This is a genomic window from Pseudomonas sp. REP124, from assembly GCF_020164475.1.
Taxonomy (GTDB): Bacteria; Pseudomonadota; Gammaproteobacteria; order Pseudomonadales; family Pseudomonadaceae; genus Aquipseudomonas.
The window spans coordinates 1-16610 of the sequence record NZ_JAIQWX010000137.1; the positions used below are offsets into that span (position 1 = coordinate 1).

Genomic DNA, 16610 nt, shown 5'->3' on the forward strand with positions numbered 1-16610 from the left:
CGCTCCTACAAGGTCTACGCAATCTGTAGGAACGAGGCTTGCCCGCGAAGACGTCAGTAGCCCCAACCCGAAACCCGGATCAGGTAGCGTCGTTAAGGATCAAACTCCGGTAATGCCCCGGATTGGACCCCGACCACTTGCGAAACGCCTTGTAGAATGAACTGGCATCGGCAAACCCCAGCCGCGTGGCGATCTCGGCGAAGCTGATGCTCGGCTCGGCCAGCCAGACGATGGCCAGCTCCTTGCGCACGCTGTCCTTGAGCCCCTGATAAGTCTGCCCCTCCTCCGCCAATCGACGGCGCAAGGTCGAGGCCGACATGCATAACTGCTGCGCCAGCGGCTCGGTTTCCGGCCACTGCTCGGCGGGCAACTGGCGCAGGTCGTGTTTGATCCGGCTGGCCAGGCTTTCGGGATCGCGGTACTTCACCAAAATGTTCGCCGGCGCATGGGCCAGGAACCGCTTGAGCTCTTCGGCGCTGCGCTTGATCGGCAAGTCCAGGCAATCGGCGGCGAAAATCATCCGCGTGCGCGGCCGGTCGAATCGCAGGTTCTCGGAAAACATCACCAGGTAGTCATCGCAGAAATCGGGCTTGGGACAACGCAACTCGATGGCCAGAATCGGAATCCGCCGCCCGGCCAGCCAGCAGGCCACGCCGTGGACGATCATCCAGTAGGTGAAATAGGTGAAGGCACGACGCGGCGCGTGGTCGTCTTCGGCCAGGACGATTTCGGCCAGGCTTTGCTGACGCACCAGTTCGGCGGGCATGCATTCGAGCATCAACGACAGGAAACTCAGGCCGCTGGTCAACCCCGTCGCCACGCTCGGCTGGATCATCGCGCAGCGGCACAGGAACGCCAGGCTGCCGGACTTGAGCTTGCGCGGGTCCATGCCGAAAAACTCGTCGTCCCCACGCCTGGCCAGCAAGCGCCAGAGCCGCGCATAGGCACTGGCCGGCACCCGGGCGACGTTGCTTTGCAGCAGCGACGGATCAATACCGACCTTGCTCAACACCTCATCGGTCGCCGCGCCGGGGGCGCAACTCTGCAGCAGCGCTTCACGCACCAGTTGGATGGAAATGGTGTCTTTTTCCGACATTGAGCGAGGCGGGCCGTGTGGTTGGGGTGGTGGGCATATTAGCGCAGCCGACCGGGCGATGGAGAGCCTTTGTGGGAGCGGGCTTGCTCGCGAAAGCGGTGGGTCAGCCGACCTCTGTGCCGAATGACACTCCGCCTTCGCGAGCAAGCCCGCTCCCACATTGGGGACGGTGTTCAGTCGATGTAGAGGGTTGTTCAGCTTAGGTTCAGGTAAATGTCAATGACTGCCATTTGGGAATGAGTGTCATTATGTTACAACTTAGCACCCTATCTATTCGTGACACGGTGCTGAATGCTCGTTCCTTTTCTGATCATGCTGCGCGAAGGCATCGAGGCTGCGTTGATCGTTGGCATCATTGCCAGCTACCTCAAACAGACCGGTCGCGGTCAGTGGATGCCGGCGGTGTGGGTCGGCGTGTTTCTCGCCGCAGCGCTAGCCCTGTTGGTGGGTGGTGGGCTGGAGCTGGTCAGTGCCGAGTTTCCGCAGAAGCAGCAGGAACTGTTTGAAGGCGTGGTTGGCCTGGTGGCCGTTGGCATTCTCAGCTCCATGGTGTTCTGGATGCGCAAGGTGTCGCGTTCGATCAAGCATTCGTTGCAGGCGTCTCTGGATCAGGCGTTGACCGGCTCGAAGCATCAGGTGACCGCGCTGATCGCCATGGTGTTTTTCGCTGTGGCTCGGGAAGGTCTGGAGACGGTGTTTTTCCTGCTCGCGGTGTTCCAGCAGAGCGAAGGCCCGGCGGCACCGATTGGTGCGCTGCTCGGGCTGATCCTGGCGATTGTCATCGGTTTCCTCATTTACACCGGCAGCATGCGTCTGAACCTCGGTGCGTTCTTTCGCTGGACCGGGTTGTTCATCCTGGTGGTGGCTGCCGGGATCCTCGCCAACTCTGTGCAGGCCCTGCATGAAGCCGGGGTCTGGAATCACCTGCAAACCGTGCTTTTCGATATCAGCGCCGTCCTGCCGATGGATGGGCCGCTGGGGTCGGTGCTGGCCGGGATGTTCGGGTATCAGGATGCACCGACGGTCAGCACGCTGGGGGCGTATGTGATTTATCTGGTGGTGGCGTTGGTGATGTTTTTCTACCCGGCCCCTGCCGCACCCGTCCCCTGTAGGAGCGAGCACGCTCGCGATGGTCGTTAACGATAACGCGGGGAATCTGATGCCCCGCGGTGTCCGGGCCTCCATCGCGAGCCTGCTCGCTCCTACAGGGGGTGTGGCGTTTTCAGAATTACTTCCAGTCAGTAAGGGCTCTCATGCCAAACCAACTCCCTCCAAAGGCGTCCCCTCCCCGTGCCCTGCGCTGGGCGGTGGCCGGCTCAGTGGTCGTGATGATCGCCGCCGGCGGCCTGTTCTATTACGCCTCGAAAATGGCCGCCTCCAGGCGCCAGGCCAACCACGATGAAGTGGTGGTGACCATTCAATCCCACAACTGCGAACCCAACGCTCTGACCGTACCGGCCGGGCGCGCGAGCTTCCGCATCGTCAACCGCTCGGATCGGGCCGTGGAGTGGGAAATCCTCGACGGCGTGCTGGTGATCGAGGAACGGGAAAACATTGCCCCGGGCCTGAGCCAGGTGATCAACGCCAACCTGCAACCCGGCGACTACACCATCACCTGCGGCCTGTTGAGCAACCCGCGCGGCACCCTGCACGTGACCCCGACCGCCGCCTCCGATGCAGCGGCCAGGGCCAGGCCGTCGATGGTGGCGTTCGTCGGGCCGTTGTCGGAATTTCGCGTGTATCTGAGCAGCCAGAGCACTGCACTGATCAAGGCCGTCAGCGCCCTGGAACAGGCCATCGAATCCGGCGATCTGAACCAGGCACAAACCCTGTACGCGCCGGCTCGCGCCGCCTATCAACGCATCGCCCCCGCCGCGCAGCGCCTGGCCGAGTTGGACAACGCTATCAACGCCCGCGCCGACTACTTCGAGAAACGCGAGCAGGACCCGGCCTTCGTCGGCTTCCATCGCCTGGAATACGCGCTGTTCCAGCAACGCAACCTCGACGGCCTGACACCGATTGCCCAACGTCTGTCGAGCGATGCCACCACGCTCAAGCAGCAATTGCTGGCCCAGACCCTGCCACCAGAGCAGCTGGTGAGCATCGTAGTGCGCAATCTCAACACCCTGGCCGATGTACGCGCCAGCAGCGGTGAGGAAGAACCCTACAGCCATACCGATCTGAACGGTTTTGCCGGCAACCTCGACGCCGCGCGCAAAGTGGTCGAGCTGTTGCGCCCGCTGCTGGGCAAGTCCGCCGCCGACCTGCTGCCGAAAATCGACAGCGCCCTCACCGCCTTCGACGCCCAACTCAACACTTTCAAGCTCAAGGACGGCTACGCCAGCTACGACAGCGTCAGCGCCGATCTGCGCAAGCAGATCGCCGACAAGGCCAAGGCCCTGGCCGGCGCACTCGACGCCATCGATCCCGCCCTCGGCCTGTCCGGCCTGTAAGCAGAAGACGACTTCCAGATGAACGATTCAGAACAATTCAACCTCCAGCGCCGCCGAGTATTGATGGGCATGGGTGCCGCCGGTGTGGCGCTGGCGGGCTCCGCCTTGAGCTGCCCGGCCATGGCCGCCGCCCCCGCACAAGTCACCGAAGCGCCCAGCAGTGACCGCACCGAAGACCGCCACGAGTTCCACGGCAAGCACCAGAGCGGCATCGTCACCCCGCGCCCTGCGTCCGGCATGCTGGTGTCGTTCGATGTGCTGGCCAGCGACCGCGACGACCTGGAGCGACTGTTCCGCACTCTCAACGAACGCATTGCGTTCCTGATGAAGGGCGGCCCGGTGGCCCAGGTCGATCCGAAGCTGCCGCCCGTGGACTCGGGGATCCTCGGGCCGATCGTCACCCCGGACAACCTGACCATCACCGTGTCGGTGGGCGAATCGCTGTTCGACGAGCGTTTCGGCCTGGCCGACGCCAAACCCAAGCGCCTGATGCGCATGGTCGGTTTCCCCAACGATGCCCTTGAAGCCGATTGCTGCCACGGCGACTTGAGCCTGCAGTTCTGCGCCAACACCGCCGACACCAACATCCACGCCCTGCGCGACATCGTGAAGAACCTGCCGGACCTGCTGCTGGTGCGCTGGAAACAGGAAGGCAGCGTCCCGCCCCAGGCCCCGGCGAAGCCCGGCGTGCCGGCGCAAAGCGCGCGCAATTTTCTGGGCTTTCGCGACGGTTCGGCCAACCCCGACTCCAACGACGACAAAACCATGGACCGCATCGTCTGGGTCCAGTCGGGCAGCGACGAGCCTGCGTGGACCGCGGGCGGCAGCTATCAGGCGGTGCGCATCATCCGCAACTTCGTCGAGCGCTGGGACCGCACGCCCTTGCAGGAACAGGAAAGCATTCTCGGCCGGGTCAAAAGCAGCGGCGCGCCCATCGGTGGGAACCACGAAACCGAGATTCCGAACTACGCCAAGGACCCGGAAGGCAAGCTGACCAAGCTCGACGCGCACATCCGCCTGGCCAACCCGCGCACCGCCGCGAGCCAGGCCAACCTGATCCTGCGCCGGCCGTTCAACTACTCCAACGGGGTCAACAAGAACGGTCAGCTGGACATGGGCCTGCTGTTCATCTGTTACCAGGCCGACCTGGAAAAAGGCTTCATCACCGTGCAGACCCGCCTGAACGGCGAGCCGCTGGAGGAATACCTCAAGCCGGTCGGCGGCGGGTACTTCTTCACCCTGCCCGGTGTGACCGGCGAACGGGATTTCATCGGCCGCTCGCTGCTCGATGCCACACAACCCACAAAAACCGCATAACCACACACAACAACGGAGCCGTCCCATGAAAAAGTCGCCACTGGCGTTATTGCTCGCCCCCGGTTTGCTCTCCCTCGGTTTACTCGGCGCGCCGTTTTCCGCCTTCGCGGCGACGGCGCCGCTGGAGTTGGTGCAGCCGATTTCCGACTACAAGATCTACGTCACCGAGCAACTGGATGAGCTGGCCAGCCACACCCAGCAGTTCACCGATGCAGTGAAAAAAGGCGACCTGGCCACCGCGAAAAAGCTCTATGCGCCGACCCGGGTTTACTACGAGTCGATCGAGCCGATTGCCGAGCTGTTCAGTGACCTGGACGCGTCCATCGACTCCCGGGTCGACGACCACGAAAAAGGCGTGAAAGCCGAAGATTTCACCGGCTTCCACCGCATCGAATACTCGCTGTTCTCGGAAAACAGCACCAAGGGCCTGGACGGACTGGCGGACGGTCTGAACAAGGACGTCAAAGACCTGCAGACCCGCGTCGCCGGCCTGACCTTCCCGCCGGAAAAAGTCGTCGGCGGCGCCGCGGCGCTGCTCGAAGAAGTGGCGGCGACCAAGGTCTCCGGTGAAGAAGATCGCTACAGCCACACCGACCTGTATGACTTCCAGGGCAACATCGACGGCGCGAAGAAAATCGTCGACCTGTTCCGTCCGCAGATCGAGAAACAGGATGCGGCCTTCATCGCCAAGGTCGACAAGAACTTCGCCACGGTGAACAAGATCCTGGCCAAGTACAAAACCAAGGACGGCGGTTTCGAGACCTACGACAAAGTGAAGGAAAACGACCGCAAGGCGCTGGTGGGGCCGGTCAATACACTGGCTGAGGACTTGTCGACGTTGCGCGGCAAGTTGGGTTTGAACTAGTCGATAACAATCGCGAGCAGGCTCGCTCCCACAGGTTTCTGTAGGAGCGAGGCTTGCCCGCGAAGGCGTCAGATCCGTCAACATCGATGTTGAATTTGCCGGTCTGTTCGCGGGCAAGCCTGGTTCCTACATGGGTATAGGCTGTGGGGTGGCGTCGGTTTGCGGATCAGGCTCATCCACCAGGTCCGAAGGCTTGAAATTGTCCAGGGCCGGGCCATAGGGGCGTCCTTTGTCGTCAAGCGGATACCAATTGGGGCCGACCTTGCCTGCGAAAATGTTATCCAATTGCTCCTTGTCCCCGGTCGTACCCATCGCCGTGCGTTCAAGATTGCCCTTCAATCGCATCTTCGCACTGATGCTCGACATCGCTACACCACTGAACAGGCATCGAATACGTTCTGCCACTGGGTACAGAATTCCGAAGTTTTTCGGGGTGATGAGTACGCGCATTGCCACCATGCGCCCCAGATACCTGATGCCTCTTGCGCCGCCTGCCAGCATGTCCGGAACGCCGCCCAACGGATTGATCACGGACACCAGCGTTCCGGTGGCGATTTTCAGGATCTGGAAGGCTTTCACCCTGATCGGCAAGATCGATTTGGCCACGGAAACGATCTTGCCGGGCGAGCCCACCAGGCCCAATGCCACGGCAATCGCATCGCCAAAACAACCGAAAGTCCCCCTGAGCAGCCCTTTACGGGATCCTGATTTCAAGTCCTCGACGCAGCCGACAAAGGGGATGAGACCGAGCAGGAAGTTGCCGATTTTCTTCCAGTAGGCTTCCCGCTCCTCCCGGGATGTCGTGTCATTGGCGTCGTCGAAAAAGAACTTTTTTTGCCCCTGCAGGAAATTGCCGCCGACGATGCGTCTGACGATGGCGGAGATCTTGCTCGAGTGGTAGCTATCAGGCACATAGGACGATTCGTCGGCGTATCCGGTCAGCACCTTGCCGGGAAAGCTTGCGCCCATCTTGTCGATGATCAGCCGGGGCGATTTCACATCGGCTTTCAGCGGGGCGCCCCTGAACCAGGCGTCGGCGTCGAAAGGCAGATCCTCGCCACGCACGACATCGACTCTTATCGACGAACCGCCGGAGATTCGCGTCTTTTCCACCACGGTTTTGCCGCCCAGAGGAAGCTTTTCGGGTAAATCGGGACGCCAGATGATTTTCATCAGCGTCGGGTGGATTTCGAAGTAGGTCACCTTGCCCAGATATTCGCAGCCAAGCAGGACGGCGAATTGCGCGGTGCCACCAGTAATATCCTCCTCGCTCTCCATGTCCTTGATGTAGCCTGTCTCTTCACGCAGCGTATACAACTGAACGGTGCCCAGTTCGATGCACTGTCGGTCTTGCAGCGGCAATTCGGCGAACAGCGTTTTGATCGGCGCAATGAAGGCTTTCCTGAACTGGTCGAAATGCTCGTCGACCGCGTCCGAAAAGACTTCGTTGATGTCGGGCAGCAGGGGAATTTTTTTATCGAAGTCCTTGAAGTTGTTTTCAACCAGCATCCACCACTTGCCTGGCACCAGGTCACCGGACATATAGATCTCGAGCAGGTCCCGGAAGCCGGTCCTGGTCGCTAGTTGATTCCATTCGGCACCGACATTTCTCGACCAGAGCCGCTTGCCGATGATTTCGCTTTTACTGGACTCGGGGAACACTTCCAGAAGCGCTTTGATCGCCATTTGCGTGCGCGTCTCGAGCGGCTTGGCAATGGTCATGAAAGACTTGGCAAGTTGCTCTCGCTGCCTTTCAAACGCTTTTGCGGCATGCTCATAATCACCAAAGGAATAGTCAGAATTCTTAAGCTGACGGATGCCCCCGTCCATCACACCCTTGGCAACCAGGATACCGCCGGCCAGGGTCTGGATTAATTGGCGGCTTTCATCCGAGACCGGATTGAGCAATGCCAGCCCCATCAATTGCTCTTCGGACATGCCTCGCGAACTTCCCGGATTCACCGTTTCAGCCATGGCGACTCCCAGACACAGTGTCATCCAGCTGACCGAACCCATGGACACCCGCGCGTCAGGGGCGTGCACGAGAAATTCAGGTGCGACATCCGCCAGATACAGATGGGCCAGCAAGGGCGCGGCTTGCGCACTCACACCTTTTTTGTCAATCAGGTGCTGCTCGACATCAAGGCGAATCGCATCCAGGTCCCGCGCTTTGTTGCCCGGCTGGTAGACGTCATAACCGGCGACGCCAGGTGGCTGGCCTGGCGCATCAGGAGCCACGGTCAGTTTGATCGCGGTCGTCAACAGTTGTCGGTAGTGTTCCGGGTGCGGCGTTTGTCCCTCCTCGGCGCCGTACCATTTGACTTCAGCGAGGCACTTCAATCCCCAGGCATCGGCTTGAGGCGAGTCGAGCAACTGCTCCCACAGCACATCGGCGTCGGCGCGCAACCGGTCGACGGGGATATCGCGCAGCACTTCACTACCCAGCGCAGCGATGATCGAGGACGCGTCATCGCCAAAGGTTTTTGCCAGCTCGCTCAGTTTGCTCTTGTCGTCGCTGGAGAGTTTCGCGGCGCCGATATTGCCCGACAGGAAGCGCGCGCCGTAGTCACCCAAAGGCGGAGAAGGCGGTAAAGCGCTTTCCAGCCAGTTGATGATGTTGCGAACCTCACCGGCATTGGTGGGTGCATCAAATCCCCGGGAACGGACCATTTGCAAAAGATCGGAAGTGTCGCCGTCTTGCGTCAGCGGGCTGAGAGTAGCGTCGACAGGAATGCCGGATAACAGGAGCTTCTCGTCATCGTCCTTGTCCTCCACCAGTTGCTCCAGGGTCTTTTTCAACCAGGCTTTTTGCTTTTGGTCTTGATTGAACCCGTTCACCCGCTCGATGCCGTCGGTCAGTCGTGCTTTCCTGCCTTCGCTGAAAGCGGGCCAGCCCTCCTCCTTCAATTGTGCGGCGAGCACTTTTGCCTCTGCGTCCGAAGACGGTACATCGACGCCGTAGAAATCGAGCACCGCATCAATGGGGATGTCGTTGTCCTCGCCCGGAATGTTCAAGCCCCGGTCTTTCGGGTCGAGCAGTTTCTGAGCCGGCAGCAGTTTGTCCGAGGCCTGCCACCATCCCGAGTTGTCCCAGTGGTCGAAAGTCAGGCGGGTGGTCGCGCCGCCCTCCTCGGTGACAAGGCCGGTCACCGAATTGTGATGCAGGAGTACGGTGGACAGCGTCAGGTTCTTTGCATTGAGAAACTCAAGGACGGCTTCATCATTGAGCGCCTGCCTGTAAAGCTCGACGGGCGTGTGAATCAGCGTCTGGTCGGGGATCGGCAGCAGGACATTGCCGTGTTCGGCCATCAGCGGGGTGAGGTCCTGCAGCAGTTTGTTGTCGGCCTCGGTAATGACACTCGCCGGCACAGCCAGGGCCTCCATCGCCCACAACGCTGCGAATTCAAGGGATCGTTTCGGGCGGCTCGACCCGGTTTTCTTGTGATCAGCCAGTGGCGATTCCGGGTGATGTGCTTCGTAGTCTTCAATGGTTTCGAGGATCAGGTCGGCGCCATTGATGGTTGCGGAGGCTGAAACAGGTTGTTCCAGCAAACGCTCGACGTCCTGCAACAACGCGCGATCGTGATACGGATTGTTGGACCCGGTCATGAGTTCACTGAGGGGTTGGGTCAGCGAAATCTCGTTCAAGGTGGCTTGCACCCGATTGACGATATGCCCGCGCAGTTCAGGGTTGGACTCCTCGACGAAGTGTCGGTTTGCCGTGTTGTCGGGGAACCAGCGTTCGTAGAAATCGAGAACAGCGGCGTAAATGGCAGCCATTGTCAGGGTTGCGGCGGTTCGGGGATGCCGGGTGGCGGCATTGAACGCGGTGCTCAGGGTCGCCAGGCCGGCGGCCGCTAAATAACCCCCTGCTGTCGCCAGCCATTGGCCCATGGCGCTTTTCAGCGTGTCGACGGTGGACGGGGCGAGTTCAAGAGCCTCAACGGTTTCGCTGTAGGGATTGTCCGGTGCGCCGAAGGAGGAAGTCGCCTCATTGCTTGCACCCATCAGTTTTTCGATCAGGGATCCGGGGTCAATTTCGACCGCTGCGACGGGCTGCCAGCCGGTCGACGTAGCGACGAATCTGGAAAACAGCACATCGATGTGCCGTGCCAGAATTCCGGCCTCATGGAGCAGATCCATCGGAGCGGATGCCGTTTGCGGCGGAGGGGGAAGTGGAAGATGGGGATGGACTTTTGCGGCGATGCCCAACAGGCCGAAGGTATCCAGAACGTTGGCCGCCCAGAGAAATTTGCCCATCGGACTCTCCGGGATACGAGGCCCGCCGATAACGACGTGCTCGCTGTACTCGCCCTTGCGTTCGATTTCCGTCAGGGTTTCGATCAGCCAGTGGTTTTCATCGGCGAATGCCACTAACTGCGTTTCTACGAAGTTAGACTGGGAACCGTTTGGCAAAGACGAATCGGGCATCTGGCCAAGGTCTCGCCGCAGCTCATCAATCGCCAGCAGGTCAAGCGCCGAAAAGGTGTCGTGCCCACCGACCTTTTCCAGGCCTTCAAGAAAATGGTCCAACAGCTGTTTCGTTTCTTTCCGCTCAGGACGCACGACGTCGAAATCTTCGAGCATGCACAGCGTGTCGTGGAGTCGCTCAGCGCGGCCTGACAGGACGTCACCCTGCCCGACCAGCCAGGCGTCGATGCAAGGCCTGCAATCCTTGACGATCTTTTGCAGGGATTGCCACTGTGCATCGGTCACCAGCTCATTGTTGGCGATTCGCTTGTCCCGTTGCAGGCGCGATTCCTGCAGTTGAGCCTGGATGAAACCGACCACGCATTCCCAGTTGGCGATTGCAGGAATGTCCCAGGTCTCGCCAAAGGTTTTCGCCCAGTCGGCAGGAGGCAAACAGCAGATGACTTTGATCATCTCCTTGAATTGCTCGCGGGTCATGCCACCTGCCGGTTCAATCGAACGCATCAGCGCCTGAACCAGCGCAGGCGCCAGCGCGCGGCCGAGTGGTCTTTGCAGGATCTTGCTGTCGAGGATGTCGAACATCTCGAATGCCGGCAATGTCTCCTCGCTCAAGTGTAGTTCTACCTCGGCACAAGCTTCGTTGAAGGTTGCCTGATCCTTGATACGATCCCACGGGGTTTCGCTGCGTCCGCCCCAATACACGGGGAACACGATCGGGGCGTGACGGGGCTCGTCGTTGTCTGGAAAATTAAAGGTGTTCTGTCCCTGTCGTACAGACGACAGAGCCGATGCCAACAGCGTTTCGGAGATATTGCACAGGGAGGGGGCGGCCCCTGAAGACGTGAAAGGACGGACAGAAGGGATCACGATAACGGCCTTAAGAGCGAGAGTGAAAGTGGCGCGCAAGCTAATGATTGCGGGCTGTGCGCACTACAACAAAACGCTCTTACCACCACTGCCACCTGTAGGAGCACGGCTTGCCGGCGAAGGCGTCCTTGAGAACGCCTTCGCTGGCAAGCCATGCTCCTACTGGGGTTGCGGGGTCACCCGCAGGGGTTGTGGGGTATCGGGGAGGAACCCACGCAGCGGTGGGCCGATGGGGCGTTGTCCGTTGGCGTGAGGGAGGTACCACTGACCGTCCACCTTGATGCCCTCCTTTTGCTTGCCATCATGGGTGCCCTTCGTTATCGGGCTGGCTATCCGCATCGGCACCCTCGCACTCGCCCTGGGGCTGACCATGCCGCCGAAAAAGGTATTGATGTGACCAATGCCGTCCTTGAGTCGCGTGACACCCTTATCGGTAATGTAGAACACGCCGGTTTTCATCATTTTCCCCAGGCTCGCGAACCCTCTTGCAGTGCCGACAATCAGATCCGGGAAACCACTGAATGGATTGACCACCGAGATAACGGTGCCGGTGGTGACTTTCAATGCCTGGAAGGCCTTGAGCCTCAATGGCGAAATCGCCTTGAATACGCTGGCTAGCTTGAGTACGCCGCCCGCAAGACCCATCAGCAGGGAGACAGCATCGGCAAAACAACCGAAAACGCCCCTGAACACCCCTTCCTTCGTTCCCGAGCGCAGATCGTTCACGCAGCCGACAAAGGGAATGAGCTGCAACACGAAATCGCGGATTTTTCGCCAGAACGCCACCCGACTCGCCTCAGAGGAAATGCCCTTGGCGTCTTTGAGGAAAAACGCCTTTTGCGTCCGCATGAAGTTACCGCCAACCATCCGATCGATAATCGCCGCGATCTTGTTCGAGTAGTAGGTGTTGGGGATGTAAGCCGATTCATCGGGGTAGCCCACCAGCGTTCTACCCGCAAAGCTGTCACCCAGCTTCTGGATAATCAACTTGGGTGACTCGACATTGGGCCTGGGCGCTGTACCCGCGAAATGGGCTTCTGCATCGAACGGCAGCTTTTCGCCAACCCGAACGTCGACCGACACAGCGGGACCACTGGAAAATCTCATCATTTTTTTAATGATCTTGCCCTCCAGTGGCAGTTCAGAGGGCAGGTCCGGTCGCGGGACGATCAGCATCTGTACCGGAAAGATTTCGTAATTACGAACCTTCTTGCCACGTCGACAGACAAGCACATAGCCTTGCTCCGCTGTTCGCTCCAGTTTGTGCGACTCCTCCTCAAGGCGCAGGATTTTGCCGGTCTCTTCGCGCAGCACATACAACTGGACCTCGCCCAATTCGAGGAACTGGCGATCCTCCAGCGGCAATTCGGCGAACAGCAGTTTGAGCGGCGTGATGAACGCCTTTCTGAAGGCTTCGAAATAATCATCGACTGCGGCGGAGAAAACCTCGCCCAGGTCCGGCAGATCGAGGATTTTTTTTTCGAAGTCTGCGAAAGCGAGAGTTTCTGAAAACGACCAATGGCCTGGTTTCAGACCTCCGGCCATGTACACGTGGACCAGATGCAACTCGGCCTTTTTGCCCTCCCGATCCGGATTGTCGTGGGGAATCCACAGTTTCATCTCTTTGATTTCGCGATAGCTGGCGTCGGGAAAGACACGACGAAGCAACCTGATCGCCATGTCTTCAAGGGGTTCGAGCGGAGCGGAGAACGTGTTGAAAGCAGTGCCAAGATTACGCTGCTGCAGCTGCAACATTCTCAGCGCCTCCAGGTAATCGCCAAGGGTATAGGCTGAAGTCTCGCGCAAGCGGACCGCGCCGTTCATGACCCCCCATGCCAGAATGATCTCGACGCCAAGCTTCTGGAGCAACAGCCGACTTTCATCGGTGGCCGGATCGAGTCCGGCCAGGATGATCAGCTGTTCTACGGACAGGCCGCGGGAACATCCCGGATGGGTCTCCTCGGCAATGGCCACCCCAAGGCTCAGGGTCATCCATTGGGAAGTCCCCATGGCGATACCCGAATCAATGCCATGCACCAGGAATTCCGGTGCGATATCGGCCAGAAACAGATGGGCCACCAACGGTGCGGCCAATTCGCTCACGCCCTTGTTTTCCACCAGGTGCCGCTCTATCTCTTCACGAATGTCATTCATGGCACGCCCGCGGTTTTTCCCCTGGTAGACGTGATACCCGGCAATGCTCGGGGGCATGCCGGGTGCATCCGGATCGACGGACAGCTTGATCGCTGTTGCCAATAGCGCCTGGGAATCAGCCGTCAACGAGGCCGGGTCCTCTTCGGAGCAATACCAATTGAGTTTTTCAAGGCATTGTCGACCCCAGTCCTGGGCTTTTCGGGAGTTCAGTAACTCGCTCATCAACGCGTCCGCGTCGGCCCGCCGCTTGTCAACGGACAGACCGCGCAGACGCTCGTCAGCCAGCGCATCGATGATCGATGGGGACTCGCCTGCTAAGGTTTTTGCAAGTTCAATGAGCTGGCTCTTGTCGTTCTGGCTGAAGCTTATGGAGGAGACGTCGCCGGACAGAAACTGCGCGCCATAGTCACCCAAAGGAGGCGAAGGAGGCAGATCGCTGCGCAGCCAGCGAATGATGTTGCGAACTTCAGCGACGTTTGTGGGTGCATCGTAGCCCTGATAACGGATCATCTGCATCAGATCGAAGGCGTCACTGGAGTACAGGGCGTGTCCGACGCCTTTGGTGTGTTCAATCAGTTGCGTGAGGGCTGCCTTGAGTGCCGGTTGCGCGTTGGCTGAATCCGTTAGATCGACCCAGTTTTCATAGGCGAACAGCTCGATTTTTTCCTCGCAGATTCTGTAGGGCAAGTCATTGCAATCGCCCACCCTCTCTGTACAGATTTCCTGCATGGCCGGTAGCGCAAAAAAATTGTGCAGGTGGTGGCGTATTTCCTTGCTCTTGCGCATCAGCGGACCGATCACGAAGTCGGCGATGGTGTCGGCCAATGGCACCGTCTCGTCATTGGGCTGACCTTTCACACTTTGTTCCAAGGCATCGATCAGCAGCGCCGTCTGCTCGCGCTCTTCATTCGCCTTTTCGACCCATTTACGGGAATCCACTATCCGCGCCTTTTGGCCCTCGGTGATCACCGGCCAGCCGTCTTTTTGCAATTTTTCGGCAAGCGTCCTGGCCTCGGCTTGGGAGGTCGGTGGTTCGACCCCGTAAAACTTGAGCACCACATCGGGCGTTATCGTCTCGGGATCGCCAGGCAGTCCGTAGTCCTGAGGGTCGATAAACTGCGCAAGCTGGCGCACCATCTTCGATACCTGCCACCATCCCGAGTTATCCCAAAGGGTGAATGTGCGCAGGGTCGTGACACCGTCCCGGGTCACCGGTCCCGAGACCGAATCGTGATGAATACGCAGTTTTGTCGGGTCCAAATCGTTGTCCGTGAAAAACTGCTGCAGCGCCTTGTCCTTCAGAATCTGCTTGTACAGCTTGCGCGCAAAGAGTGTCCCTTCCGGGATCGGCAGTGGAACGTTGCCTTTATCGAGCATTTGCTTGATGACGTTGTTTTTGAAGAGGGTGTCGGCCGCTGAGGAGACATCGGTCTTGAGCGAGGCTTCCAGCACCCGTTCGACGGCGCGTTTTCGACGTCCTGAACGCTGCGCAGCTTCGTTGGCTTCTGCGGGTACTTTATCTGCAACTTTGGGTAGCTCCTGATCGTGCAGTTCCGCGAACTCCTTAAGGGCCTGACCGACGCTTTGCTCAATCTGGTCTTCGATGGTGCGCTCGGGATCGTCGGGTGCGGGTTGCTGTAACAGGTCTTCAACTCTGGCTAGTACTGTCGGATCGCTGAAAAGGTCTGCAGATGTCCTGTTGCCGACCAGATCGCTCAGAGTCTTGGCCAGTTGCGGGATTCCCATCAGGGTTTGCTCCACGCCAAAAACGATCCACCCGTGCCGTTCAGGGTCGAGTTCATGGGCTAAATCCGGGCGGTCGGTGTCCTCGGGGAACCAGCGTTTCTGGAAATCCAGGACGATGCGATAGATCGCGGTCATGACGAGGGTCGTGGAGGCCCCGGGGTTGTCCTGGACAATACGCAGCGCGTTGCTCAAGGTCATCAAGGCTGCGCCAGCCGCGTAGGCGCTTGACGCCTGTAGCCATTGGGTGGCGGTAGTCATCAGGGTCGGATCGTATTGCAACTGTTCAACGGTGCCGGGAAGCAACCTGTCGGGGTCGGTCTGCTCGAACGCGGCGACAGGCTGCCAGCCGGTCGATATTGCGATGATTTTCGATAACAGGGCATCGATGTTCTGCGCCAGCACTCCTGCCTCATGGAGCAGATCCATCGGCGCGGACGCTGTTTGTGCCGGGGGTGGAAGTGGCAGATGGGGACGGATTTTTTCGGCAATGCCCAACAGACCGACCGTATCCAGAGCGTTGACCGCCCAGAGAAACTTGCCCGCCCAACTATTCGGCACGTGCGGCCCGTCGATAACGACGTGCTGGTTGTATTCGCCCTTGCGTTCGATTTCTTCCAGGGTTTCGATCAGCCAGTGGTTCTGATTGGCAGCTCGCGTGGACCGCGATTGCGCGTGGACAGGCTCTGGCTGGAAGGCGTTAGACCATGGCGATACGGGTGTCACCACAATGCCTTGCCAGAGTTCCTCGATCGCCTGCCGGTGAACTGCTGGAAAGTCGTCGATCTTTTGCAGACGCCCAAGCAACTCGCCCAACAGGATCTTTGCCTCCCCGGGTTTCGGACGCACAGCTTCAAAATCCTCAAGTTTGCACAGCGTGTCGTCGAGTGGCTCCACGGTGTGTGCCGAGCGCTTGCCTCGATTCGCCAGCCAGAGGTCGATGCAGGGCCGGCAGTCCTTGACGATTTGTTGCAGCGATTGCCATTGCGCGTCGGTCAGCAGTTCACCGTTGGCGATGCGCTCGTCCCGTTGCAGGCGTGAGCGATCCATTTGCGCCTGGATGAAACCCGCCACGCCCTTCCCGTCGGCTCCTTTGGGGAAGTTGCGCCGCTCGCCAAAGGTGTTCATCCATTTGCCCGGCGGGTAGTAGCAAATCACCTCGACCATTTCGCGCAGTTGCTGTTCGGTCATGTTTCCCGGGGGTGTAATCGAGTCCAGCACCGCCTCGACCAACACAGGCGCCAGCGCCCTGCCCAATGGTCTTTGCAGGATGCCGCTGTCGAGGATGTCGAGCATCTCGAATTCCGGCAACGACTCCTCGTTCAGGTGACGTTCGACCTCGGCGCACGCTTCATCGAAGGTCGATTGATCCTTGATGAAATCCCACGGGGTTGCGGCGAGCCCTCCCCAGTACACGGGGAACACGATCGGGGGGCGATTGGCCTTGTCGCTGCCCGGAACATTGAGGGTGGACGGCCCCTGTTGCACGAACGATAGCACCGAGGCCAGCAGCGTTTCAGGAGAGCAGGGTTTGAACGACACGCGGCCGGCAGGCGCGTTGGTCTCAATAGCAACGGTCACGGGAGCGGCCTCATAAGCGACGGAGTGAAAGCGCGCGCAAGGCTAATGACCGCGCCACATCCGCACTACAAGAAAACGCTCAGATCACACCCTACCTGTAGGA

General features: G+C 59.6%; 7 protein-coding genes. 4 read left to right on the forward strand and 3 right to left on the reverse strand.

Annotated elements, in window-relative coordinates:
* Positions 1–79: 79 nt before the first annotated feature.
* Positions 80–1096, reverse strand: coding sequence for an AraC family transcriptional regulator (locus K9857_RS24575; RefSeq protein WP_224540198.1), 1017 nt, complete (start codon positions 1094–1096; stop codon positions 80–82).
* A gap of 291 nt (positions 1097–1387) precedes the next feature.
* On the opposite strand from K9857_RS24575, the gene efeU reads away from it, so the two are divergent.
* The 4 genes from efeU (at position 1388) to efeO (K9857_RS24595) (ending at position 5731) form a co-directional block, all read left to right on the forward strand.
* Positions 1388–2236, forward strand: coding sequence for an iron uptake transporter permease EfeU (efeU, locus tag K9857_RS24580; RefSeq protein WP_224540200.1), 849 nt, complete (start codon positions 1388–1390; stop codon positions 2234–2236).
* A gap of 113 nt (positions 2237–2349) precedes the next feature.
* Complete coding sequence (gene efeO / locus K9857_RS24585) at positions 2350–3549, forward strand: iron uptake system protein EfeO (protein ID WP_224540202.1); 1200 nt, start codon at positions 2350–2352, stop codon at positions 3547–3549.
* An 18-nt stretch (positions 3550–3567) separates the two neighbouring features.
* The gene (efeB, locus tag K9857_RS24590) at positions 3568–4866 is read left to right on the forward strand and encodes an iron uptake transporter deferrochelatase/peroxidase subunit (RefSeq protein ID WP_224540205.1); all 1299 of its coding nucleotides are present in this window, start codon (positions 3568–3570) and stop codon (positions 4864–4866) included.
* Between the two features lie 25 nt (positions 4867–4891).
* A complete protein-coding gene (efeO, locus tag K9857_RS24595) occupies positions 4892–5731 on the forward strand; it encodes an iron uptake system protein EfeO (RefSeq protein ID WP_224540206.1) in 840 nt (279 codons plus the stop codon).
* A gap of 126 nt (positions 5732–5857) precedes the next feature.
* Here efeO (K9857_RS24595) and K9857_RS24600 read toward each other — a convergent pair whose 3' ends face one another.
* Together K9857_RS24600 and K9857_RS24605 are read right to left on the reverse strand one after the other, a co-directional pair.
* Positions 5858–11029 (reverse strand): hypothetical protein, encoded by a 5172-nt coding sequence (locus tag K9857_RS24600; RefSeq protein WP_224540208.1) that lies wholly within the window; start codon positions 11027–11029, stop codon positions 5858–5860.
* A gap of 159 nt (positions 11030–11188) precedes the next feature.
* The gene (locus tag K9857_RS24605) at positions 11189–16507 is read right to left on the reverse strand and encodes a hypothetical protein (protein WP_224540210.1); all 5319 of its coding nucleotides are present in this window, start codon (positions 16505–16507) and stop codon (positions 11189–11191) included.
* Positions 16508–16610 lie beyond the last annotated feature (103 nt).